This is a genomic window from Aquimarina mytili, from assembly GCF_016735115.1.
GTDB classification, from domain to species: Bacteria; Bacteroidota; Bacteroidia; order Flavobacteriales; family Flavobacteriaceae; genus Aquimarina; species Aquimarina mytili.
On record NZ_JAERQJ010000001.1, the window covers coordinates 196,717 to 219,949 of the forward strand.

The 23,233-nt window shown below is 33.4% G+C and carries 21 protein-coding genes; 2 read left to right on the forward strand and 19 right to left on the reverse strand.

Annotation, left to right across the window (positions count from 1 at the left end):
• Positions 1-2: 2 nt before the first annotated feature.
• Both cls and JJQ60_RS01010 read right to left on the reverse strand, forming a co-directional pair.
• Positions 3-1,421, reverse strand: coding sequence for a cardiolipin synthase (gene cls / locus JJQ60_RS01005; protein WP_201916089.1), 1,419 nt, complete (start codon positions 1,419-1,421; stop codon positions 3-5).
• Positions 1,422-1,445: 24 nt separating this feature from the next.
• Complete coding sequence (locus tag JJQ60_RS01010; RefSeq protein WP_201916090.1) at positions 1,446-2,282, reverse strand: universal stress protein; 837 nt, start codon at positions 2,280-2,282, stop codon at positions 1,446-1,448.
• 161 nt (positions 2,283-2,443) lie between these two features.
• Here JJQ60_RS01010 and JJQ60_RS01015 point away from each other — a divergent pair, with 161 nt between their 5' ends.
• Positions 2,444-3,427 (forward strand): pepsin/retropepsin-like aspartic protease family protein, encoded by a 984-nt coding sequence (locus JJQ60_RS01015; RefSeq protein WP_201916091.1) that lies wholly within the window; start codon positions 2,444-2,446, stop codon positions 3,425-3,427.
• On the forward strand, positions 3,424-4,389 hold the full coding sequence (locus JJQ60_RS01020; protein WP_201916092.1) for a glycogen-binding domain-containing protein: 966 nt from the start codon (positions 3,424-3,426) through the stop codon (positions 4,387-4,389). Before JJQ60_RS01015 ends, JJQ60_RS01020 begins: the two co-directional genes overlap by 4 nt.
• 7 nt (positions 4,390-4,396) lie before the next feature.
• Here the strand turns inward: JJQ60_RS01020 and moaA are convergent, their stop codons facing one another.
• The 17 genes from moaA to JJQ60_RS01105 all read right to left on the reverse strand — a co-directional run bounded on the left by moaA (position 4,397) and on the right by JJQ60_RS01105 (position 23,232).
• Positions 4,397-5,398, reverse strand: a complete 1,002-nt coding sequence (gene moaA / locus JJQ60_RS01025; protein WP_201916093.1) for a GTP 3',8-cyclase MoaA — start codon at positions 5,396-5,398, stop codon at positions 4,397-4,399.
• A complete protein-coding gene (gene moaCB / locus JJQ60_RS01030) occupies positions 5,391-6,302 on the reverse strand; it encodes a bifunctional molybdenum cofactor biosynthesis protein MoaC/MoaB (RefSeq protein WP_201916094.1) in 912 nt (303 codons plus the stop codon). Before moaCB ends, moaA begins: the two co-directional genes overlap by 8 nt.
• A gap of 124 nt (positions 6,303-6,426) precedes the next feature.
• Positions 6,427-6,870 carry a molybdenum cofactor biosynthesis protein MoaE gene (locus JJQ60_RS01035; protein WP_201916095.1) on the reverse strand — a complete coding sequence of 148 codons (444 nt, stop codon included), beginning with the start codon at positions 6,868-6,870 and terminating at the stop codon, positions 6,427-6,429.
• Between the two features lie 18 nt (positions 6,871-6,888).
• The gene (moeB, locus tag JJQ60_RS01040) at positions 6,889-7,995 is read right to left on the reverse strand and encodes a HesA/MoeB/ThiF family protein (protein ID WP_201916096.1); all 1,107 of its coding nucleotides are present in this window, start codon (positions 7,993-7,995) and stop codon (positions 6,889-6,891) included.
• An 11-nt stretch (positions 7,996-8,006) separates the two neighbouring features.
• Positions 8,007-8,243, reverse strand: coding sequence for a MoaD/ThiS family protein (locus JJQ60_RS01045; RefSeq protein WP_201916097.1), 237 nt, complete (start codon positions 8,241-8,243; stop codon positions 8,007-8,009).
• Entirely contained in the window at positions 8,227-8,811 is a 585-nt protein-coding gene (locus tag JJQ60_RS01050) for a molybdenum cofactor guanylyltransferase (protein WP_201916098.1), read from the reverse strand. The genes JJQ60_RS01045 and JJQ60_RS01050 overlap by 17 nt, the downstream gene beginning before the upstream one ends.
• Positions 8,812-8,831: 20 nt before the next feature.
• Positions 8,832-9,167, reverse strand: coding sequence for a winged helix-turn-helix domain-containing protein (locus JJQ60_RS01055; RefSeq protein WP_201916099.1), 336 nt, complete (start codon positions 9,165-9,167; stop codon positions 8,832-8,834).
• A 131-nt stretch (positions 9,168-9,298) separates the two neighbouring features.
• Complete coding sequence (locus JJQ60_RS01060) at positions 9,299-10,474, reverse strand: molybdopterin molybdotransferase MoeA (RefSeq protein WP_201916100.1); 1,176 nt, start codon at positions 10,472-10,474, stop codon at positions 9,299-9,301.
• A 564-nt stretch (positions 10,475-11,038) separates the two neighbouring features.
• A complete protein-coding gene (locus JJQ60_RS01065; protein WP_201916101.1) occupies positions 11,039-11,686 on the reverse strand; it encodes a porin family protein in 648 nt (215 codons plus the stop codon).
• Between the two features lie 203 nt (positions 11,687-11,889).
• Entirely contained in the window at positions 11,890-12,051 is a 162-nt protein-coding gene (locus JJQ60_RS01070) for a hypothetical protein (RefSeq protein WP_201916102.1), read from the reverse strand.
• 219 nt (positions 12,052-12,270) lie between these two features.
• Positions 12,271-12,492 carry a hypothetical protein gene (locus JJQ60_RS01075; protein WP_201916103.1) on the reverse strand — a complete coding sequence of 74 codons (222 nt, stop codon included), beginning with the start codon at positions 12,490-12,492 and terminating at the stop codon, positions 12,271-12,273.
• 174 nt (positions 12,493-12,666) lie between these two features.
• The gene (locus JJQ60_RS01080; RefSeq protein WP_201916104.1) at positions 12,667-12,900 is read right to left on the reverse strand and encodes a hypothetical protein; all 234 of its coding nucleotides are present in this window, start codon (positions 12,898-12,900) and stop codon (positions 12,667-12,669) included.
• 72 nt (positions 12,901-12,972) lie between these two features.
• A complete protein-coding gene (locus JJQ60_RS01085; protein ID WP_201916105.1) occupies positions 12,973-14,007 on the reverse strand; it encodes a S41 family peptidase in 1,035 nt (344 codons plus the stop codon).
• Positions 14,008-14,226: 219 nt separating this feature from the next.
• The gene (locus JJQ60_RS01090; RefSeq protein ID WP_201916106.1) at positions 14,227-14,376 is read right to left on the reverse strand and encodes a hypothetical protein; all 150 of its coding nucleotides are present in this window, start codon (positions 14,374-14,376) and stop codon (positions 14,227-14,229) included.
• A gap of 240 nt (positions 14,377-14,616) precedes the next feature.
• Positions 14,617-18,957, reverse strand: a complete 4,341-nt coding sequence (locus JJQ60_RS01095) for a DUF6443 domain-containing protein (protein ID WP_201916107.1) — start codon at positions 18,955-18,957, stop codon at positions 14,617-14,619.
• A 3-nt stretch (positions 18,958-18,960) separates the two neighbouring features.
• The gene (locus JJQ60_RS01100) at positions 18,961-22,389 is read right to left on the reverse strand and encodes an RHS repeat domain-containing protein (protein WP_201916108.1); all 3,429 of its coding nucleotides are present in this window, start codon (positions 22,387-22,389) and stop codon (positions 18,961-18,963) included.
• A gap of 255 nt (positions 22,390-22,644) precedes the next feature.
• A complete protein-coding gene (locus tag JJQ60_RS01105) occupies positions 22,645-23,232 on the reverse strand; it encodes a hypothetical protein (RefSeq protein ID WP_201916109.1) in 588 nt (195 codons plus the stop codon).
• Position 23,233: the final 1 nt, after the last annotated feature.

Sequence of the window (23,233 nt, forward strand, 5' to 3'; positions counted from 1 at the left end):
TGTTATAAAACTGGACTAAATATTTTAGCAATCCCTTCTTTTATTTTATTCTGCCATGGTCGTTGTACAAAGGTATCATACTTCAATTGAATACTTTTATTACAATCCTTTAAAAAATCATTTTTCAGTGCTATTGCAAAGATATCATCATAAATGACTGCATTTACCTCGTAATTATGCTCAAAACTTCTGATATCCATATTCGTAGTTCCGATAGAAGAAATGGTGTTGTCTGCTACAATTATTTTGCTGTGTAAGAAGTTTTCAGGAAAAAGATAGATACTCACTCCTGTTTTCAATAGATCTTCAAAATATGATCGAACACACCATCGTACAATTTTACTATCGGATTTGTCTGAAAGTAATAATCGAACATCAACACCACTTAATGCAGCAACTTGTAACGCTTTTAAAATTCCTTCACCCGGAATAATATAGGGATTGATAATATACACATATTCTCTTGCTTGGTTGATGATTGAGAAATAGGCCTGTTGTGTTGAAGAAAAATCTGAATCGGGCCCGCTATGCACAATTTGAGCACTAGAATTTCCAATTTTTGGATGTCGTATAAAGTAAGTTGAACTCAAAATATGATCATCGTTGGTAGTGGAATACCAATCCATAGCAAACACAGCATGTAAACTGTTTACAATAGGTCCTTCAAGTTTAATATGTCTGTCGTGCCAGATTCCTAGATAAGGATCACCTTTGATATATTTATCTGAAACATTTATACCTCCAGTAAAGGCTATTTTGTCGTCGATAACAATAATTTTCCGATGGTTTCGGTAGTTAATCGAGGATAAAAATTTTCCAAATTGTATGGGTAAAAAGCTATACACTTCGCATCCGCAATTTCTTAATTCTTTTATATATTTTTTGCTTAAAGAGAAACTTCCGATACCATCATATAGAATACGTATGGATACCCCTTTTTTACTTTTGGATTCGAAAAGCTGAAGAAGTCGATTGGCTAATTCACCATTTTCAAAAATATAATACTGTAAATGAATGAATTTTTCAGCTTTTTCGAGAGCAGAAAATATTGCGTTAAAAGTAGCTTCTCCATCTTTCAGTAATGTAATTTTGTTGTTAGAACTTGGAGCAAAACCACTATTTTTCGAAATTAAATCGATAACTCTTCGATGTTCTTGGTATTCTGAGGCGGGCATTGGGTCATAACTCTCTTCTGTTCGTTGTACGTATGCGGCAATTTGCTGATTTTTTTGTTCAAAAAGCTTATTCTTTCTTCGATTTCTTCCCAAGGAAAGATACAATAGCATTCCGCCAACCGGGATCGTAAAAATGGCAAGCATCCATGCTAGTGTTTTAGTCGGACGAATCCCGTTTAGAAGTAACTTTACAATAATAAAAATTCCGATCAGGATATATACAATAAGAAGAATAGTAAATATCATGAGAATTAATGATTTTGCAAGGTATTAGCTATGCATAATTAATAAAGGAACTCGGGTTCCATAGCTGATTTTTGAAGTCTCAGAACCTTTAAAAAATCGTTCCAAAAAAGTTTCTCTCTTAACAAACATGGCCGTCATATCAACATCCATGATTTGCACAAAACTATTAATGGCTAGTGCTGTTGGCACATTGATTATAGAATGAAAAGTATGATTGATCCCTTTAAAGAATTCTTTCATATGTTTTTTGTCATCAAATTCAGCTACGGTCACTGTTTCATCTTCCTTTACTTTAAGGATACGTAATGATGATTTATACTTAGTGATCGTATCCATTAAGGGCTCTATGCCAGTAGTAATAAAACGGTCTCTATAATCAATTGTAAATAAAACGATCTTAGGTTTTTTGAAATGATACCCTTGAGGGATTGCTAACACTGGGCAATCTATTTTTCGGATAACGTTAAGCGTATTACTTCCAAAAACTACTTCTGAAGCACTTGTGGCACCATTGGTTCCCATAACGATTAGATCTATATTTTTAGAAGCAATGGCTTGCCTAATGGCATCGGTAAAAATATCATAATCCGTAATGGCATGATACGAATAGGCTTGGTTAGGATATTGTAGTTTAAGGTCCTCAATCATGGTTTTAAGTTTCCTTTTTGCTTCACTAAGTACGGATTGATGCACAGATGTATTTGCCGGAGCGGCCATAAGATCATCAGTTGTATAACTAGATGCTTTCTGTACATTAAGAAGATAAAATGTACAGAGTTCGTTTTTAAAATATTCCATGGCAAACAATATGGCATTCTTTGCATTATCAGAAAAATCGGTCGGAAGCAGGATATTTTTCATTGTAATGGTTTTTGTATCCTTAAAATTAGCCCAGATTCAATAGGATAACAATGATATTTATCATACTGTAATGAGAGTCCTCTTTCTTAATCTTATATTAAAATTATCGATAATGCCTTTTAAAGTGTAACATAAAGAGGTAGAAGAAAGTCTTATTCTACATGGGCAGGATTCTATCATTCATAGTATTGTATTTGATTTGTAATACTTCAATTATAGCAAATGATAGTGCGTCTTGGATTTTCTCATCAGAGAGTGGTATTATATTTCCTAAAGCTGAAATTCTTAATGAGTATACCGCCCGAATTCCGTTTAAACTTGTCGACCGTTTAATTGTTGTTGAAGCAGAACTTCATAGTAAAAAAGGTAGTTTTATAATCGATACCGGATCAGAAATATTGATGTTAAACGAAATACATTTTCCACAAAAAGATCATTTTTTTACCAAAAGAAAACAAACTTCTGGTGTTATTGCTGTGATGGACGATACATTCGAACAAAATGTAAAAGAGTTTATATTGCAAAATTTTAACCTAAAAAATCAAATTTCAGACATCGTTGATTTATCTCATATTGAGAAAGCAAAAAAAATGCATTTATTAGGGATCATAGGATATAGTATTCTGAAAGATTATGAAGTATTTATAGATATGCACCTAAATCAGATTACATTAACCAAGGTTGATACATTAGGGGTTAAATTAGACCAGAATGTCTATGCTGAGAAAATTACTGACAGTGTCAATTTTGATTTGAGAACTCATACTATTGTTGTAGAAGGATATATTGGAGATCAACCTGTAAAATTTGGATTAGATACTGCTGCCGAGTTTAATCAAATAAATAAAAGACTAAGAAAAAAAGCACTAAAGTATTTTTATCCAAAGAAACGATTGGTATTATTAGGAGCCAGTAATAACAAGATTGAAGTTATGGCAGGAAAATTGTATCGTGTAAAGCTAAGTGAAACGGTTTATTTTGGACCTATGAATACAATATTGACCAATTTAAATAAGATGAATGAAGCTTTTGGAACTGATTTGGATGGTGTTTTGGGATACGAATTCTTTCAACAAAAAAGAACTATTATCAATTATCAAAAAGAAAAGCTTTATTTTGTAGATTACCCAATACGAAGAAATTGAGTAGAACCATATTATATAGCTTTCTTTTTTTACTTGCTTTTGCAAGCAGTTACTCTTATGCCCAAACCGAGTCTTTTAAAGGGTATAGAATAGAAGGTGATGATCTAGTCTTTATCTTTGATAAGAGAGATTATAAAATTGCTACAGCAGATAATTTTAGTAATGTATTTGATTTTGACGATCTGGATATAAAAAGAGTTGTAGTAGCGGGGGAGTTCAATAATTGGTCAAAGAATAACTGGAACATGACCAAAATTGATGAGAACCGATATGAATTAAGAAAAAAACTAAGTGATTTTACAGATGAATTTTCTTGGGAATTCAAATTTGTAATAAACAATGCCTATTGGGCAGAACCTGCCAAAGAATATGGTAATGCAGTTAGAGCTTTTAAGAATGGACATGCATTACAAGCCTATAATCTAAAAATGTACACGGCTTATCCTGATGAAGAAGGAAATATAACATTTACACTTAATGGCTATACTGAGGCCAGAAAAGTAGTACTAAGTGGTAGTTTTAATAAGTGGAACGAAGAACTTTTTAGAATGACCAAGAGCGAAGATTGTTGGACAATAACTCTAAAGATAAAACCGGGAGAATACGAATATAAATTTATAGTCGATGGGGATTGGATTGAAGATCCTGATAACCCCTTAAAAAAGAGAAATGAGTTTAACCAATACAACTCCTTTATAGATATTAAAGCACCTAAAGAGTTTATACTTAATGGTAATCTAGAGGCACAAGAAGTTATTCTAACAGGGTCATTTAATAACTGGTCAGAACATGAGAGTAAAATGACCAAAACCAAAAGTGGATGGGTAGATACTCTTATGCTTTCCGGAGGGAAATATCATTATAAGTACATCGTAGATAACAAATGGATCTTAGATCCCGATAATACTGTAAAAGAGTATGATGCCCATGGGAATGTGAATTCTGTTTGTATTGTGAAATAATGCAATTTTATCCCCCAATAGTAATCATACTTCGATTATTATGCCCGTCTATTTTTTTGAATTTCTCTATAGTGTCCATTCCATTGCGGATTTTAAATTTGGATTGAACAGTTTTTTGAATAATAGGGGATATAGATTTTCCTTTGCGTAGTGCAGTTAGTACATCTGATTCTTTTGAAGAAAACAAACAATTTTTGATCTGTCCGTTAGCCGTTAGACGAATCCTATTGCAACCATCACAAAACGGATTAGTAACAGAGCTTATAATGGCAAAAGTGCCTTGGTAGTCTTTAATCTGATAACTTTTTGTAGTATCGTTAGGAGCATCTTTAAGTTTTACGATACGATCTTTTTCGAAGTTAGCATTAACTTGAGAAAGTATTTCTTGTAAAGAAACAAGTTTATCCATATTCCATTGATTGCCATCAAAAGGCATAAATTCTATGAAACGCACATGCAAGGGGAAGTTCTTACTTAAATTAATGAAATCAATAATCTCATTATCATTGAATCCCTTCATTAAAACACAGTTTACCTTCACATGAAACCCTTCTTTCACCAATAACAGAATATTTTGATACACTTTCTCAAAATAATTTCTTCTGGTGATTTCTTTATTTTTTGTATCATCTAAAGAGTCCAAGCTTACGTTTAGCGCTTTGATACCGCATTTCTTGAAAAGGTCGATAAACTTATCAATGATGACTCCATTTGAGGTTAGTGTAAGTTCTACTGGAAGTGAAGCAAGTTTTTCAATAATAAGAGCAGCATCTTTGCGAACTAAAGGTTCTCCGCCGGTTAAACGAATTTTTGTGACACCATGATCCACAAATTCTTTGGCAATAGCGTAAATCTCTTCATAGGTCATGATATGTGCCTTGGGAGATAATTGAATTCCATCTGCAGGCATACAATATGTACAACGAAGATTACATCGCTCTGTAAGCGAGATCCTAAGGTAGTTGTGTTTTCTACCAAATGTATCTGTAAGTATGTTAGATTTAGTCATGTCTTGCTCCTTTTAAAATTCTAAATACATGCAGTACTTCAGGAAAAATGGACTCCATAGATTCTTTGGCGCCATTGGTCGATCCTGGCAGCGCCATCACTAAGGTGTTTTTAATAGTTCCTACCACACTTCTTGATAACATTGCGTAGGGCATACGATCCTGTCCATATTTTCGAATGGCCTCTTCAATTCCCGGGATTGTTCTGTCTAAAAGAGGTCGTAACGCTTCTGGAGTTACGTCTCTTGGCGATAAACCCGTACCCCCAGTATAAATAATTAGGTCAGCACCTTGCTCTTGATATTGCTTTGCTTTTTCGCGAATGATTTCTATTTCATCAGGAATTATAATATAATCCAGAATATCAACTTCGCTGTTTTCCAATGCTGCTATAATAGCTTTACCGGCTTTATCCTCTTTTTTCCCTTCAGAAATGGTATCAGAGCATACAATTACTGAAGCCTTAAGATCTCTTCTAAATTTATCTTTATAATCTGATTTCCCTCCTTTTTTATCGAGTAGTTTAATATGATGGATTTCTACTCCTTTATCAATGGGTTTTAGCATGTCGTACATATTTAAAGCAACTATGCTAGCACCATGCATGGCTTCGACTTCAACACCAGTTTTATAAATCGTTTTTATAGTAACCAAAACGGTAATCTCCAGGCCGTTTATAGAATAGTCAATCCCGGTATATTCAATAGGTAAAGGATGACAGTCTGGTAGCAGATCCGGAGTCTTTTTTACACCAAGTAACCCTGCGGCTTTGCTCATAGCAAACACGTCTCCTTTGGGTACGGTACCATTTTGAATGGCATCGATAGTTTCAGGTTTGCTTACTTTTACAACTGCTTGTGCCGTGGCAATTCTTAATGTGGATGTTTTATGTGTGATGTCTACCATAATTATAGTTACACTTTTTTATGTTTTTGTGTTTGTCATCCCAGTGAAGACTGGGATCCATAGTACATATATCGTATTCATACTTGGATTCCGGCCTACGCCGGAATGACAGATTGGTATTTTCTTAAGTATTTTGTTTCCATTGATGTGTCTGATCTTCAAAAACTTCTTTCCCGAAAACAGGAACATCTGCTTTGATAGCCTCAACAACATATTCCAGGGCTTCAAAAACCACTCTTCTTCTAGGTGAAGACACAAAAACAAATAAGCAAATTTCTCCGGCATTTACCTTTCCTAAACTATGATAAATATGCATACAGGTAAGATCAAATTTTTCGAATGTAGCTTCTCTAATTTCATGAAATTTTTGGTTTGCCATCTCTTCATAAGCGGTGTAATCAATAGCCGTAATAATTTTCCCTTCAATTTCATCGGCACGCACTTGTCCTAAAAAGATATTGTGTGCTCCAATACTCGTTTTTGTTTGATGCTTGGCAATAGAATTTCCTATAAATTCTGACGAAATTGCACCTTCTACAAATACATTTTTTAGTTTCTTTTTTTCCATAATTTGTTTTTATTGAGCTTACAGGTTTTTATGCCCTATGAGGTCTGGTATAATTTCATTTAAGGCAACCGCGCCTCCTTTTATATGAGATACATTTTCAAATCCATTCTCTATGAGGATTTCTACCGCTTTTTTGCTTCGAATACCAGATTGGCAAAAAACGATAGTTTCTTGTGTTTTATCAAAAGAATGTAGCTGTTCCTTAATTGTATGTAAAGGAATACAAATGGGATTTAGTGTATCGATTTTTGGTTGTTCATGAGCTTCGCGAACATCAATACATTGTACTTTATTTAGTATCTGAAAAGCAGTTTCAGGTGATATCTCTTTTATGTTTTGAATTCCGCAGAAAAGGTCATAATCCATAGTTTCAAAATCTTTCGCTGTGGCCAATACTTTTGATATTTCAGAAGCAACTCTACCGATAGAAAAAGTTGAAGATTGAGTGGTTAAACTATCATACATTAATAACTTTCCTTTAAGCACATCGCCAAGGTTTAGAATTATTTTCAGTACCTCGTTGGCCTGCATACTTCCTATAATTCCTGGTAATACTCCCAACACCCCAATCTCGGCACAAGAGGGAATACTTCCTGCCTTGGGAGGTTCAGGAAATAAGCATCTATAGGTAGGCCCGTTTTCATAATTAAAGACAGAAACCTGGCCTTCGTATTTAAAAATAGCGCCATACACCAGGGGTTTACCTGCGATTACACAAGCATCATTAACCAAATATCGAGTAGAAAAATTATCGCTACCATCGACTATAATGTCATATTGCGAAAAAAGTGATATTGCATTTTTTGTCGTTAATTTTTCGGGATAGGCGTTAATATTTATAGTAGGATTAAGGTCTTCAAGGCGACTCTTGGCTGCAAGTGCTTTGTTTTTTCCAACACCACTATCTCCATAAAGTATTTGGCGGTGCAGGTTAGATGTGTCTACCAGGTCAAAATCAATAATACCAATAGTGCCAATTCCGGCTGCTGCAAGATATTGTAATATGGGACACCCTAAACCACCTGCTCCAATAACCAATACCTTGGATGCATTAAGTTTTTGCTGTCCTGATTCTCCTATTTCTGGCAGTATTATTTGTCTGTTATATCGATTGTTTGATTTCATTTCATTTTCGATTATCCTCCCGCAAAGGGTGGTAATAATGCAATTTCTGCATTGGTATTAATGACATGACTACGATCTACTAATTGTTGATCAATAGCTACTTTAAAATCCTTTTTGTTCAATTTTGGATGTTGATGTATTAATTTTTCTACCAATTCAGACACCGAGCAACTATCAATTTGTAATTGTTCTTCTGAAATTGAAGTAGCTTCTACTAGCATTCCAAAATATTTAATAGTCAATTGCATTTGTGATTGTATTTAAATCTTCAATGGTGTTAATATTTTTTACCAGCGTATATTCGTCTTGTGAAACAGGAATTGTTTTAGCGTTGAGTGCTAATACTAATTTTCTTAAGCGTTTTTCATTGCTGGAAAGCAGTTCAAAACATTTTGATAAGCATTGTTTTTTGTACAAAGCGATTAACGGAATGGTTTTTCTTTCAGCCTCAAATTGAATGATATCATAATCTTCCTTTTCATGGAGTAGTAATTTTTTAAGCAGGGGAGTTGTGATTAAGGGTACATCACAACTTAAAACCAAATTGTTTTCGGTTTTAGAATGAGTTAAGCCAGTATGTATACCCGATATAGGTCCAGATTCTGGTATTATATCCTGTACTCTTTTTACTTTAAATACATCATGATCGGGATTATTGCTTACGAGTATAATCTCTTGGACCAGAGGTGTAAGAGCATCAATAATGTGCTGTAAGAACGGCTTATTATCCAGAAATAGAAGTCCTTTGTCACTGCCCATTCTAGAACTTTTACCTCCAGCAAGTATGATTCCGGTTATGTTTTTATCTACATTCATTTTAAAAAATAAGAAGCCCTTTATAGCGTTATTTGCTTTAACTCATTGTCTAAAAATTCCCAACATTTTTGATTAATGGTATCAAAGGTTTTGATCACTTTTTCACCATAAATTGTCAGATTTGCACCGCCGCCACCTTTTCCACCGGTAGAGGTAATTACCAAAGGTTCTTGAGCCGTTTTGTTCATACTATTTAACAGGTTCCAGGCCTTTTTATAAGACATATCTAGAGTGCTAGCGGCCTTACTCAATGATCCGGTATCTGCAATGGCTTTTAATAAGCGCACTCTTCCTTCACCTAAAAAAACGCCTTGTTCAGACTCTATCCAAATCCTGCTTTTTATCTTATAATCCATAGCTTTTATATAGCGTTTGGTTTTTAAAGATATAACGATTTTTTTACAGGATCTTTCTCTTTATCTAAATTTTAGCAAATAAAAATCATGAAGGGTGTTTTTTTCATGATAATAATCATTTTTTGAGGTTTTTATGGCAAATCAATAACCTGAATTGGGTCGCCAACTTTTATTTCTGAAGTTTCTTCAGGAAGATATACCAAGGCATTAGATAATGCAAAAGACCTAAGCATAGATGATGCTTGCCCATCAAGAATGGTTACTTGTTGATCTTTAACAATAGCTTTTAAAAACTCACTTCTTTGGCCTTTTTTCGAATATGTAGAATTAGAAATGCGTGTGCTCTGTTTTAATTTATAGGCAGCAAGACCAGAAATTTTATTTAGGGTCGGTAGTGCATAAATATAGAAACAACTTAATGAAGAAGCAGGATTACCAGGCAAAGCAAAAATGGTAGTATTATTTTTTTTCGCAAAATAAAGGGGCTTACCTGGTTTTTGTTTTACCTTATAGAAAACTTCTTCTACTTTGAGATCTTGAAGTGCTTTACCCACAAAATCATAATCTCCAACCGATATTCCTCCCGAAATAAGTACTACGTCATATTGCTCTATTACCCTTTGTAAAAGCGATCGGGTAGCTTCATAATTGTCTTCTACTTTATGGCATTCTATATCGGTAAAACCTGATGCCTGAAGTGCGGCGGATAACATTACAGAATTACTTTCATAAATCTGCCCGTGTTTTAAATCTTGACCTGGAGGAATTAATTCATTTCCGGTTGCGATAATAGCAATAGATGGTTTTTGATACACTTCGACATGAGTAATCCCTAAAGTAGCCAGATATCCAATCCCCGCAGGTGTAATTGCAGTTCCTTTAGTTAGTGCAATTTCTCCTTTTTTTATCTGCTCACCTTCGGGCCGTATATTTGAATCTGGTGTAGAGAATTCATCCAATACGATATTGCGACCCTCGATGGTTACTTTTTCCTGCATAACTACAGCCTTGGCACCAGAAGGTACAGGGGCTCCTGTAAAAATTCGAATGGCTTCTCCTTTTATAATATTTGGATTTTGATCATCTCCTGCCTGGACTTCGCCAACTAGAGAAAAAGTTTTCTCTTCTATAGAACCCAAAGCATACCCATCCATTGCCGATTGTCTAAATGGAGGCATATTAATAGGAGATAGGATGTCTTTTGCTAATACAAACCCCAAGGATTGAGATAATGTAATTGCAGTTGTTTTTTCGGTTGTTTTTGTATACGTATCAACCAAAAGAAGTGCTTGTTCTACAGATGTCATGAGCAAATTTTGTTATGCATGTAAAGATAAAATGAATTTGGGATAGAAATTCATTCTTTTTATAATATTTAAAGGTTAGTGATTACAAGACATACATACATATTAAAATTATTTTCTAATTTTTTTATTTCATATGTAGTGGCTTTTATAAGCCTTTTAAGCTTTCTTCTTTTTATTCTACATTTTGTAGACACCAAATCGTTTTTAGATCGATACATTAATGATTCACAATAATTGATGCGATCAGGATTAGGGAGTTGTGAAATGACTTTTTTATATAAAGAATCGATTTCTATTAGTGTTTTTTTGGAGTTTTTTTTAAATGAGAACATCTTAGTTCAATTTAGGGAGTTGTTAAATAGTTGTGCATTTTGATCTCTATAATTGTATCAATATTTATTCCCTAATCGTGATTATAATCTTAAGATATGTTAAGATTTGACTTATTATCTTATCCAGAAGAAATGTTGTATAAAAAAACAGTTAAAGATATAAACCTGTAACTGTTTTTATGTTTATGTTATGTTCGGATTTATAATCCGAGCTATCTGGATCCTTTATATTCTATAGTTGGTATTCTATGCCTAGATTAAAAATAGAAGATTTAATGACACTATTTCTTTCTGTAAGACTAAAGAAATATCGTGCATTAACCCCAAAATGTTCCGTTAGCTTATATCCAGCACCGGCAGTTAAGCCTACATCGAATGTATCATAATCCAGATCAAAAGTTTGGTTATTAATTTGATTAAATGGGTCTTCTTTTACCTTTTCTTTAGTATCTATAATAAACCCTAATTGTGGACCCGCTTCTAGGTAAAAATTACCGGTAGCATAATACTGTAAGACGATAGGTGCGAGAAGTGTTGTCTCACTAATATTGGTTCTAAAATCCCCAACTATAAGTACTTGATTTTGTGGGATAAATATCTCGATACCTTCATTTAAAGTCTTAGAACCCTGAATTGCGAACAATAATTCAGGTTGAAGTTTAAATTTTTCAGAAAGATTGATCTTAGCGAACCCCCCGATGTAGAACCCAAACTTTTTTTTGTATTCTAATAAGGTAATATCTCTAGTCTCTATATCAGGAAAATATTGGGCGTAATTTGCTCCCGCTTTAAGTCCAAATTGGATATTTTTTTCTTGCGCTTGGGTACTAAGTGCCACTAAGGTAAAAAGTAACCCCAAGATAAATTTGTTTGTTTTCATTTGTTGGTTTTTCATTGTATAAATGTAAATAATCAATTATTAATGTCTTAACCACAATACATGTTACCTTGTTTTTCAGGAACTAAAAAAACAACTACAAGTTTGCACTTGTAGCTGTTTTTGTATTTGTGATACGCTTGGATTACAAATACAAGTTATCTGACACTATTAGATTATAGGTATAACCGATATGTTCTTTTTTTTTAATATCGGGAAGTAGCAGTAAGTATTGTTATACTATTCTCTTGTATGAAATGCGTACCTGTTTCATGGATATGATTTCCACCTTTTATGGTATTCATATTGTCTAGTTTTGTGATTGAAACTTTGCGTAAAGAGAGTTTTGAATTTTCAGATTTTTTCATGATGTATTGTTTTGTATGATGCCTACTCTATTAAAGGCTTTTCGGTTTCCGCCCATTGGATCTAATGGATATTGATCTATCATAGTGTTCTGGAAAAGCCGAAATCTTACCCACTGATTACAAATTTCAAATATGAGTTAAATAAAAAAGCCATAAGCAAAATGCCTATGACTTCAACCCCTTCTGCTCAAATGAAGCTAGAATTGATATACTTCCATTTTAGAAAACATTAGTTTTGGTATAACATTTTTTAGCGTCCTCAATTATTCCATTGATTACTATACTCCTTTGTTCTTTATCAAAAGGTTCTGTTTCTTGAGTTCTAATAATTAGTCTTTGGTGTCTTCTTACACAGGATTGTATTCCTCCTCCATTAATAGATTGTTGAGCTGCTTTTTCTAATACAGTAACATTTTTTAGCTCTAAAACTTTCTTTAACATGACTTTTTTTTGTTTTTAATTAATACTTGATAACGTAATATGTCTTTAATGTATGCTATTGCAGAAATGTTACCCATGTTTTTTTATTTTATTGCAAAAAAAGAGCTACAGTTTATAAGCTGTAGCTGTTTTTGTTAATCAAAAATAAGATTTATGAACCCTTAATAGTTCATATTATTGATCAAGATCGCCGCTGGTATTACCTAATGATGCATCTTCATGGGCGTTGGGATTGTTTGAATCGACAGTAGTGGTAAACGTCATTTCTGAGATAGAAGGTCTGGTCGGTTTTGTGGTCATCACTTCTGCTGCTTCAGGTAAACCTTCGTTAATATCAGAGCTGCACGCATAAAGAAGTACTAATATATATGCAACTACAACGAGTACTCCAATTTTTTGAAATTTCATGTTTTTTTATTTTATAATTTTTATTTCATGTTCTTAAAAAGCAAAAAATATTACCCCCTATACGTATAAATTTTATAACGATTTGATATTTTTAATCGCTTCAAGGATATTTTTGTCTTCCATTAAGTTTTTAAAATTATCTGATTTTACAACGGGTATATCGGGAATAATTTTATCGTATTCGACTCCATTTCGATCAACATCATAACCTTCGGCATTGTTGAAAAAACCTCCAAATGGCATACGATATGTATTATTGGTGGTAGTGTAACCGGCACTTGGTTCTCCTATAAAAATGGTATTTTCCCTACCTTTGAAAGCTATAGCTACTACTTCTCCAGAGCTTCCTGTAAGAACACCGGTAATGATAGCCACTTTTTCTTTACTAAGATCAAGTTTTGATGTCCTATCTATTTCAACGATTACCTTATCTGTTTCGAATGCTTTTCCATCTTTAAGATAACACTTTTGAATGCGATTTTCGATGTTCCAACCGCCAAAATGGCCTTCGCCGAGCAATTCGTATAATCCTGCTACCATGGGCCACATATTTCCTCCGGTATTAAATCTAAGGTCGATAATCCACCCTTTTATGGTATTATTCTCTGCTAAATTTGCTATGGCGTCATACATCGGTTGGGCAATAGCTTCTAAGTTTTCTCCACTGGGTAGAGAGTTTCCCGGAATAAAGAGGTAGCCATATTGATTGTCGAGTACTTTACACTCAAATTCAAAATTACCTTGTTGGTATCTCGCCATTAATCCAGGGCTAAATTCTTCTCCAGTATAAACCCCGGCATATGGATTTCTTACATCAAAATCGCCAAGTTGTATAGAGGTATGCTTATCTCCTAAGTCTACAAATAGTTTACGATATTGTAGCAGCGCATCTTTTAATGTTTTATGAGCTGAAACTTTATTTTGAAATTCTTTTTTGTAGGTGGACCAATCGATTTTATCTCGGTATAAGTTTTTATTTTCTAGGATGCTAAAGACACTATCAGTAAATACAGTGATGCTGTCTTTTACAGTATAGTTTTGACTAAATGTAATAGATGTACATAAAAAGAATAATGCAAATAAGCTTGTTTGCAGAGTAAGCCTCATAGTGTCGATTTTTAGTTATTTAAGCTTAATGTACGTTACGAAAGAAATGTTACCCTTTTAATGATTAGTTTTTTGATTTACACATATTCTATACATGAAAAAAAGCCATACACTATGTGTAATGACTTTTCCCTTACGTATGAAAACTAGAACTCTCACAAACCAGCTTTCATTATTCTTGTTTCATTTTGAGTTATATCTTACCCTAAAATGTGATCTTTATGTATTTGCTACATCACCCGTTACCATAGAGATAACTCTGCTAGTAGCAAAATTTGTAGATGTGGTTTGTGTATGATCTCCTCCATATATTGTAAGAAGTTCTTCTTTCGTTAATTTAATTACGTGGTTTTCTGTATTGATTTTCATGATCTTTTATGTTTTAGTAATGATAAGCTCGGATTGCAAATCCGAGCTATCGGGTTTTCATGATTTCTATATATTATTTATGAGTTGTTTACGTGATTAATGTGTTTGGTTAAAGAAATGTTACCCTTCATAAAGGAAATTGTATATAAAAACCCAGCTACACGGATGTGTAATTGTAGCTGGGTTAATTTTGGGATAAGAATAGATTACAACATTAAATCCGAGCTATCAGTTTTTCGATCAATCAATTTTCTGTTTAAGGCGAAATTGTTTTTCACAACGATTACAACTGTCTGAAGACCTATCTTTTATAGCAAAACCAGCAATTATACCAAGACTACTAGCTCCTAAACTTATTTCTGTTGCATAAGCTATTCCAGCGGCCCAAGGTCCGCCTGTCGCTATACTAATTAAACCTAATGCTGTTCCAACAGCCTCACCTGTAGTTGGTCCTTTATATTCATTTCTATTTGTTATTGATTCGTGATTTTTATCGGTAACTCTATAGTTAATAGCATCTTTAACATACGAATTAAGAGTACTACTTATTTTTGAATTCTCTGTTATTATAGGCTTGGTGTTTGGATCTGGGCCAAAACCTCCGGCATGGCCTCCATATTTGTCTGTTACACCTGCCGATATTTTTGTAACCGTCTCAGTAGTATTAGTAAGAACCTCTTGTGAAAGTAAATTTCCCTCTTCATCCCATTTCAGATGTACCGTTGCTAATGTTTCTGTATATGTTGTGGTAATAACTTCTATTTTATTCCCAATACCATTTTTAGGATTACCTGTAATCGTCATATCACCAAGTAACTGATTGAATCTTGACCTTGGATTGTTGGGTTGAGCATAAATAGTTTCTCTGATAGTTTGTCGACTAGAAATTTTTTCGGTTATTTTATCTATGGTAAACCCTATTGATTCAATAAATATATCATGAAAAAAGAAATCAAATAATGGAAACGGAAACATTCCATCAGGATCTATAAAATATACAGGGTTGTTAAATGCATAGTTATATGGAGAATGACTTTGCATAAGTTCTGCTAGAGGATCTAAATTCATCCATCGCCCTAGGGCCGGGTCATAATTACGTGCTGTAATGTCAATCCAGTCTAAGCCTAGTTCATCCTGCTCTTCTTTACCGCCAAAACCGTATTTATGATTTCTACCTCGTATCACCTCATTATATCCTTTGTGCTTTAATCCAAAAGGATAATAATTATTTTCTTTACGTATTTCATCTTTAGTAACGATACCATCTTTATTGGTATCACTATAGCTTAAACGAATATTATCTATATGGTCTTTGTATTGGTATATATAATCAAATCCACCATTGGTATTGGGTTCTACATACCCTTCAGGCTGAGTAAAGAATTGTAAATCTGGTCCTTCATAAATATAACCCCTATCATAATGGGTGAATTTACCATCAACCGATTTAGTTAATTTTATACCATCTGCGCTATAAGTATACTTTATAGATTTTCCATTAATGGTAACCTTAGTAGGTAAGTTTAAATGATTATAGGTAATATTGGTAATACCTTTATTGTTATCTACTGTCATATTTCCATTAACATCATAGGCATAATCATTACCGGTATTAGTACCGTCTTTAAAACCGTAGGTCTTATTACCACTATCGGTAACTTTTACAAGCTTATTGCCTTGATCATAAGTGTATAATAGATTATCCATAGCAGCATAATTATTAGAGTTTTGCCAACCGCTACGTGTCAATCCAAGGATGTTCCCATTTTTATCATACGATACGGTACTTAAGTTATATTGACCTGTGTTGTGAATTCCTTTGGTAATTCTGTTTAAAGCATCATAGGTATATGAATATTGTCTTTTGATATTGTCGCTGGCAGTTCTCCATAACGTTTGTGAGATATTACCATTATATAATGGAGTGTTTCCATTATTAGAGGTATTGTAATTAATACCAAAGGCAAACAGATCATCTCTTAACTCCTGATTTGGATTATTAATTTGCTTTAGCCAACCTCTTACATTATAGGTGTAATCTACAGTTTGTAAGCCTTCTTTTAGCTCTCCGGTAACCTTAAAATCTTTAATACCACTTCGATTATTGTACATACATACATCTCCCATTAGGGATCCAGTGCTAGCTACAGTTGAAGGATAAAATGTTATTCCATTTTTTTGATAATAAATTTGACTTCCTTTTCGTTCGATACTCAAGATATCTGTAGTAGAATAGCTTTCGAATGTGCCCTTACTTTTACCTTTTTCATAAACACCTATTTTACCATCAGACCGTAAGTACATAGCATAATCTATCGTATTGTAATGATTATTCACATTTTTATAGGATAGGCCAACCATTACGGCTTGATTGTTTTGTAGTGCGCTAAATGATACTTTTCCATCGCCAGCTATTTGATTTTTGCTCACTGTACCGGCATTCCAGGTTTCTACGGTATAGTTTTTTCTAATTTCTCCTTGCTCATTTATTTCTACATTAACTGCATTAGTGTATTTTTTTGTACTACCTCCAACAGTCTTTTTAACAAGGATTCCTAATTCATCGTAGGTATTACTGGTAATCAGTTCTTCGGGTTGATCATTAATGGTTTGTTTTTGGATTAATAACCGATGTGCGTGATCGTAGGTAAACTTATCTTTGGTTATAATTGGCTTGGATTCAAAACGTTTGTGGCTCGTTGTGCTTTCTAGTACTTTACCGGTAAAATCTAATTTGTTACTTGTGATATTGGTTGTGCCTAAATATTCATTATAATTATATCCATAGACTAAGCGCGCCTTTTTATCATAATAATTTACTGAAGTAATCCATTTATTGGTTCCTAATACACGGATTTTGCTCCCTGTAGATAAAGTTTTGACGTCTGTCTTTATAGATTCTCCGTACACTTGGTTTGGTTTCACACCACCAGCTAAGTCAAAATTGTAATCATCATAATAACTAATGGTCATTAAGTTATAAATGTTCTTTGGCTCTGCATTGTTGCTATAATAGAGTTTAAAACCAGTTCCGCCTAAATTAAGTGGGCTGGTTACACGTTCTTCGAATACAGGGGCTGTACTGTTATCATAAAACGATTGCATGGTTTTGCGGTTTCTATCATCACCTAAAATCCCTGTATAAGCAACCCTGCCAAATATATCGTATTTAGTAAATGTCCATTCTTTTGGAACTTGTCTACGTTGTTTAGGATCTTGCATAAGAACAGGGCGGTCAAGACGATCATATACAATGTACTCCCAATCTTTTTTGCCAGGCACCTTTTTCTCAACTAAACGATTTCTTGTATCATATTTGTATTGATAACAGAGTTCGGCGAGTTTACCCTGGTTAATTCCGTTTTCAATTGTGACTTTTGGCGGAATTACATAGCTTAAATTATCATAGTCATTATATACATAATAGGTGTCATGAGGGATGTTTTTGTTATACGTCCGCTTTAAGATAAGCCTATCGTTCATATCTATGAACTCTTCTGAGGTGTTATCTTTGTCAAACTCTTGTTCGGGCTGCCAATTTTCGTTGTAAGTGATATTTTTATATAGCTTATCTACATGGTAATATCCATTACGTATAAGACTAGGTTTTTCTTTATCTCCACTATCAAATTTTACCTCGAATAAAGCTACTTCGTTCTGGGTGTTAAAAGCATATTCGTGCCTAATTGTATGGTTTTTTGAAATTCTTTTTGCATAGTCCTGCCTACCTTTTATGACAGGTAAATTAATATTCAGATCTACAGATAACCTCTCTGCTTTTAAAGAACCACGATTATCTGTACGATAAAACTCTAAGTAATTATTACGTATTCTTGCTCTAACGGTTAATCTCCTAAACCCTTGACTAATACGTATGATTGTACCAAGTTCTGTATCTGGTAATGATGCAGGAGAGGAATTAATTTGTTTGATGCGGCCTAATTTGATATCACCACTTGAGGCCCATCCGGCATCAAACTTAAAATGTAAAATGTTGTTTTCAATTTTAATAAAACCACTACCACCACCAGAACTAGTAGTACAAATATCATTTAAACCTAAGGGTATATTGAGATCATCATAAACTATTCTGTCCCTTGTGATTGTTTTAAGTGATACTTGATTAGGATCATATTTCCAACTGCTTCCGGGAGCTGCTTCTTCTAGAACTCTCTGTAATGGTGAAGCTTCATAGATAGTTTCATTATATGGATTTAATGTTTGCTCATATTTTTCGGTATTATAAAAACTTAAATTATCGTCAATTGGATTCGAGTATATTAACCCAAGTTGAGTTTCTGAAGAACTATACGGCAAATACGCCTTAGGATTGTTGCCATATGCATCATAAACATACGGAGTAATAACATCTTGGTGATTGCCACCTGCGCGCACAAGTACTTGCTGAGAAACTCTGCCTAATCCATCATGATAGGTTACTTCTTCTATTTTATCATCTGATTGAACATTACCGTCAGTAGTTGCTACATGATACGTTGTAGTTTTTATATAGTTTTCTGTTTGGGTCTGCCCAAAGACTAATACGGGCAAAAACACCAAGAATAAGAAAAAATTTTTCATTTGCTATTCGTTATTTGATATGTTAAAGTGATATTCACTTTTCGTGATTAGATTTCCTTCAGAGTCCTTGGTTTCTTTTAATCGATTAAATAGATCATACTCATAGGATACCAGATTGCCTTTAGGATCTTTAATACTTGTGATTCCTATTAATGGTTTATGTAGATATGTGGTTATATGACATGTATTGTCATAAGTTTGAATAGTAGTACGAAATTTATCTAACCAATCTTCAAGTATATGGTTATCAGAAGGTTTGTTAGATATGTCTTTTAAGAAAAATAATCGTTTCCCATGTTCAGCCAAGAAACGAGCTTCTATTTCTTTATAAGATAATTTTCCTTCAATTTTAACAATAGGGAGTTGGTCATTATACCCCCATATATATACGGCTTTAGGAGTGTCTTTAAATCTATAGGTTTCTCTAACATTTCCGGTACTATTGTAACGAAATACACTTTGATCTTCTAAATGATCTTTGTTTATTCCGCGTTGAATTTTTTTGATTCTAACAGACCCGGGCGATCTTTCATCATATACATTTCTTGTCACTCCAATGACATTATCTTCTTTTCGATTTTCGATAAAAACAGGTTGGATGCGATTTTGTTCTTTTAAACGAAAAATTGCACTTCTCTCTGATGGCAGTAGATTATCTGTTGGGAACGTATCTCCTGGGTAATAGGCTAAAGTTTCTCTTTTTTTTCTATCACTGCCCTCTGATATCACTCGGGTAGTTTGCATATGTGAAGCACTATTTTTTTGATACGTAACTTCGTTAAGCATATGATCAGGTGTATCAGAACCAAATGTTTTAATCGTACGCTTTTTTATAAAGGGGAAATAACTTTGAACCTGACCCACATTATAGAATTTGGCCGTTTGATGAGGAAATGGTGGAACAAGATTTTGTAAATCAGGATGCCATATTCTTGTAGTATTTACAAGAAACTCGTTTTCGATTGTTAAAATGTTTTGCTCAATTTGATTATGATATCGTGGGTTTTCTTCGTAGTCTATGTATTCAGCTCTAATTATTCTGCCATTCTCATCATAATCTGTCTTTTCTTTTAGTAACCCGCGCAATGGATCTTTAGATATATGTATTATATCGTGATGAGGATCAAAAGCACTTTCAGACCTAAAGGGAGATAAAAATCGTTGTCCTTGTCCATCTGGATTATCTTGTGGATTTGTAAATTGATATACACTTTTGCCTAAGCCGGGTATGTTAACCGTTACTTCTTGATAACCTACCCAACCGCCTTTAGTTTTAAGCAGAGGATAAATAGGTTGGGCACTTTTTCTGATATAAAAGTAGCGTTCAATAAATTTGTTGTCATAATCAAAAGATGTCAAATATGCATCTCTTTGAAAGTTATGATACCAGTTGCGATCTACAAAATTAACACTGCTGCCAGATGAAGCACCAGGCCTTCCATAAGTATAATTTTTGATTATTTTTTTTGAATCTATACTGGATGTAGCAGTAATCGTTTTTTTAATTCTCAAACCACCTATATTATGTTCTAGTCGTAAGTCTTTATCTTTATATGTATTTATCTCATATTCGATCTCGCTATACCCTCCTGTAGGATATATAATCTTTTTTAGCATAGCCGCTTTCATGCGGTTTTCATCGGGTTCTCGATTAGCTCCCGGATAATTTATTCCTTCTCTACGACTAGTAGGAATTAAGGTGTTAGCTGTGTTGGCATTAAAATATCCCCAGTAATCTTGTTGATTAGATTCATAAGAAGGTAACTTGATATGTTCATGATATTCAAACCTATGCTGTTTTTTTTCATTACCGGTAGTAGCAATTTCAGAAAAACTAAGTAGTTTAAGTCTTGAGCTTTTTTGTAAGTTTTGATAAGGAAATGCTATAAAGTAATCATACCTAAATCCGAATTTTTTAATAACATGATTGTCATTGTTGGTTATAACAATTTGGTCTAATGCATGATTTCCCGGAAGATCAGATCGATCACTGTTTTTATACTTAAAGTTAACACTGCCTGAACCAAAAGAAATTTTGCTAATGTATTTAGGATTTTTAATAATGCTTAAATTCGGAATCCAATAAGAGTCATTTGTATTGGCATAAAAGTCATATAATGTACCCGTAGGTTGACTAACAAAAGAAGTAGTTCTGCTATAAGGTCTTTCTGGTCCATCACAGTAATTAGGAAGGCTTCTCTCAAGTTCATCATATTGATCTTTAAAAGTTTTAATATAATGCATGCGCTGTTCAGTAGTTTTGAACTCTTCAATTGGCCCTTGATCTTTGTAGGTAAGCACAATTTCTGATTTAAATCGTAAAGAGTTGATCTTTGAAGGGTACCAGGTATTAATCAAATGATTTTTATCTCGTGGGTTTTTAAGATTAGAGTTGCGCTGCCATTGTCTATAGTTTGGTCTGCTCATAAACTGTTCTTTCGTTTCTTTTGGGCCAGCAACAGCTCCTATAGAGGGGTGAAGCATATAATTTTCGGTAGTTTCGGTATATTCATCTGTATGAGGGAAAGCATATGAAATCCCATTGGGAGTAGTAATAACCCATTCTGGATTTATGGGATCAGCTTCTGGACCTATAGCAGGTGAAATGACTACATCTGTATTTCCTGAAATAATAACCGGATTCCCATTTCGGTTTAAAACAAATGACCCTGATGCTGTAGGTGTTTTATAGTAAAAAATATCGGGTTGTGTATCCATCATTCTTTGAAAATGATATTCTATTTCGGGATATGAACTACCCGATCTTGAAGGAACGGAGCTCAAAACCTTCAAATGACTAAATTCTTTACTGGGGATACAATTATTATCATTGTAATTCCTGTTTTTAACCATTGTTACATAATCATCTATGATGAAGTCATCGATAACATCACCAAAAACTAAGGGCCTAAATTTTAAATTATTAAACCTGCCATAGTTGATACGAATTTTATCTCCACGATCATTAGTTCCGTAAATATCCTCGTCAGGATTACCTTTTACCTGTCTTTTGATATACCCAACAGTGTTTAAACCCCAACCAAGCCCAACGTCACTTGCTTTTTCATCAACCAGAATACCATCTTTTCTATAGCTTAAGGATATCGGAACTTGAAGATCATTGTTTTGTACGGTGTATATAGGAATGTTTATATTCACCATTCCTGTATAGAGGTCTACCAATTCTTGATTAGAATAATCATTAAACCCGGCTAGCGAAGGATTGGTTAGATAGTCGTTGGGGTTATCGTTGCCGGGTAAGATTAGCTTTTGTGAGTAGGTTTGAAATGAGAAAACAAGAAATGCCAATAGCAGCATTTTTCTTGATAAAGGAATTATAATACCAAACTCGCCTTCTTTTTTATATACGCTTTTTATAAAAAAGTTATGGAAGTATAGAAGATTCTTCCAATTTAATAATTTCTGTTTCATTTTAAGACTGATTTATGTGTGTTTATTAGCCTTAATGTGGGCATCTAAGAAAATGTTACCCTCCTTTATGAAAATTTTAGAATAACAGGTAGGAGATAGGTGTTGAAATTTGAACCAAAAGACACTAGAGATTGAGTAAAAAGAGGTAAAAAGAAACCCGAAAGATTCTGTATTGAGTCTTTCGGGGTATGTAATGATTTCGGATTGTAAATCTGAGCTATCAGGTTTAGAATAAAAAACTTGCTTGTTCTTCTATTAATCACATTTAAAGGGGGTTAATTCAATATCAATCAATTTAAGTTTTTTATAGTTTCCATCTATATCTTCTAATTTTATTAAATCATTTTTATAACTAATTTCTTGAATAGCAAATACATTTTTAACGGTACTTGATTTATTAAGATAATTTCTATGATTTTTTAAAAACCCTCCATCTACAAATTCTGTTACTTTTTTCTTTCCTGATTTTATGTCGATTAAAATAACTTTGTTTCTTTCAAAATTTTCAGGCCCAGCAGCGAATTTATTTTTATAAGTATTTGAAGTAGATATAAGTAAAACTTCATTATTAAAAACCTCTAATAAGAAAAGGCATTTTTTAGTTCCTTCAAATACAATCTCATTTTCAAACAATAACTTAAAATTCCCATTTTCTTTGTTCAATACTTTTTGAAAAGGGATATTTTTATATAAAGTAATCCTTTTATTTTTATCGTCAATAGTTTTTTCTTTCGATAAATAGAGTAAGTAATTACTATCATTAAATAGCTTTTCTGATGCTATATGATTATTTGACTTACATGTAGTATTGAAGAGTATAATTAATATTATAAAAAACCTCATA

Bases quoted from the DNA above. Each gene is read 5' to 3' on its own strand.
- JJQ60_RS01090 (WP_201916106.1), bottom strand. From the start codon at position 14,376: ATGAAAATCAATACAGAAAACCACGTAATTAAATTAACGAAAGAAGAA.
- JJQ60_RS01045 (WP_201916097.1), bottom strand. From the start codon at position 8,243: ATGCAATTGACTATTAAATATTTTGGAATGCTAGTAGAAGCTACTTCA.
- moeB (WP_201916096.1), bottom strand. From the start codon at position 7,995: ATGAAATCAAACAATCGATATAACAGACAAATAATACTGCCAGAAATA.
- JJQ60_RS01015 (WP_201916091.1), top strand. From the start codon at position 2,444: ATGGGCAGGATTCTATCATTCATAGTATTGTATTTGATTTGTAATACT.
- JJQ60_RS01105 (WP_201916109.1), bottom strand. From the start codon at position 23,232: ATGAGGTTTTTTATAATATTAATTATACTCTTCAATACTACATGTAAG.
- JJQ60_RS01070 (WP_201916102.1), bottom strand. From the start codon at position 12,051: ATGAAAAAATCTGAAAATTCAAAACTCTCTTTACGCAAAGTTTCAATC.
- cls (WP_201916089.1), bottom strand. From the start codon at position 1,421: ATGATATTTACTATTCTTCTTATTGTATATATCCTGATCGGAATTTTT.
- JJQ60_RS01010 (WP_201916090.1), bottom strand. From the start codon at position 2,282: ATGAAAAATATCCTGCTTCCGACCGATTTTTCTGATAATGCAAAGAAT.
- JJQ60_RS01085 (WP_201916105.1), bottom strand. From the start codon at position 14,007: ATGAGGCTTACTCTGCAAACAAGCTTATTTGCATTATTCTTTTTATGT.
- JJQ60_RS01080 (WP_201916104.1), bottom strand. From the start codon at position 12,900: ATGAAATTTCAAAAAATTGGAGTACTCGTTGTAGTTGCATATATATTA.
- JJQ60_RS01050 (WP_201916098.1), bottom strand. From the start codon at position 8,811: ATGAATGTAGATAAAAACATAACCGGAATCATACTTGCTGGAGGTAAA.
- moaA (WP_201916093.1), bottom strand. From the start codon at position 5,398: ATGACTAAATCTAACATACTTACAGATACATTTGGTAGAAAACACAAC.
- JJQ60_RS01055 (WP_201916099.1), bottom strand. From the start codon at position 9,167: ATGGATTATAAGATAAAAAGCAGGATTTGGATAGAGTCTGAACAAGGC.
- JJQ60_RS01075 (WP_201916103.1), bottom strand. From the start codon at position 12,492: ATGTTAAAGAAAGTTTTAGAGCTAAAAAATGTTACTGTATTAGAAAAA.
- JJQ60_RS01095 (WP_201916107.1), bottom strand. From the start codon at position 18,957: ATGAAAAATTTTTTCTTATTCTTGGTGTTTTTGCCCGTATTAGTCTTT.
- JJQ60_RS01060 (WP_201916100.1), bottom strand. From the start codon at position 10,474: ATGACATCTGTAGAACAAGCACTTCTTTTGGTTGATACGTATACAAAA.
- JJQ60_RS01065 (WP_201916101.1), bottom strand. From the start codon at position 11,686: ATGAAAACAAACAAATTTATCTTGGGGTTACTTTTTACCTTAGTGGCA.
- moaCB (WP_201916094.1), bottom strand. From the start codon at position 6,302: ATGGTAGACATCACACATAAAACATCCACATTAAGAATTGCCACGGCA.
- JJQ60_RS01035 (WP_201916095.1), bottom strand. From the start codon at position 6,870: ATGGAAAAAAAGAAACTAAAAAATGTATTTGTAGAAGGTGCAATTTCG.
- JJQ60_RS01100 (WP_201916108.1), bottom strand. From the start codon at position 22,389: ATGAAACAGAAATTATTAAATTGGAAGAATCTTCTATACTTCCATAAC.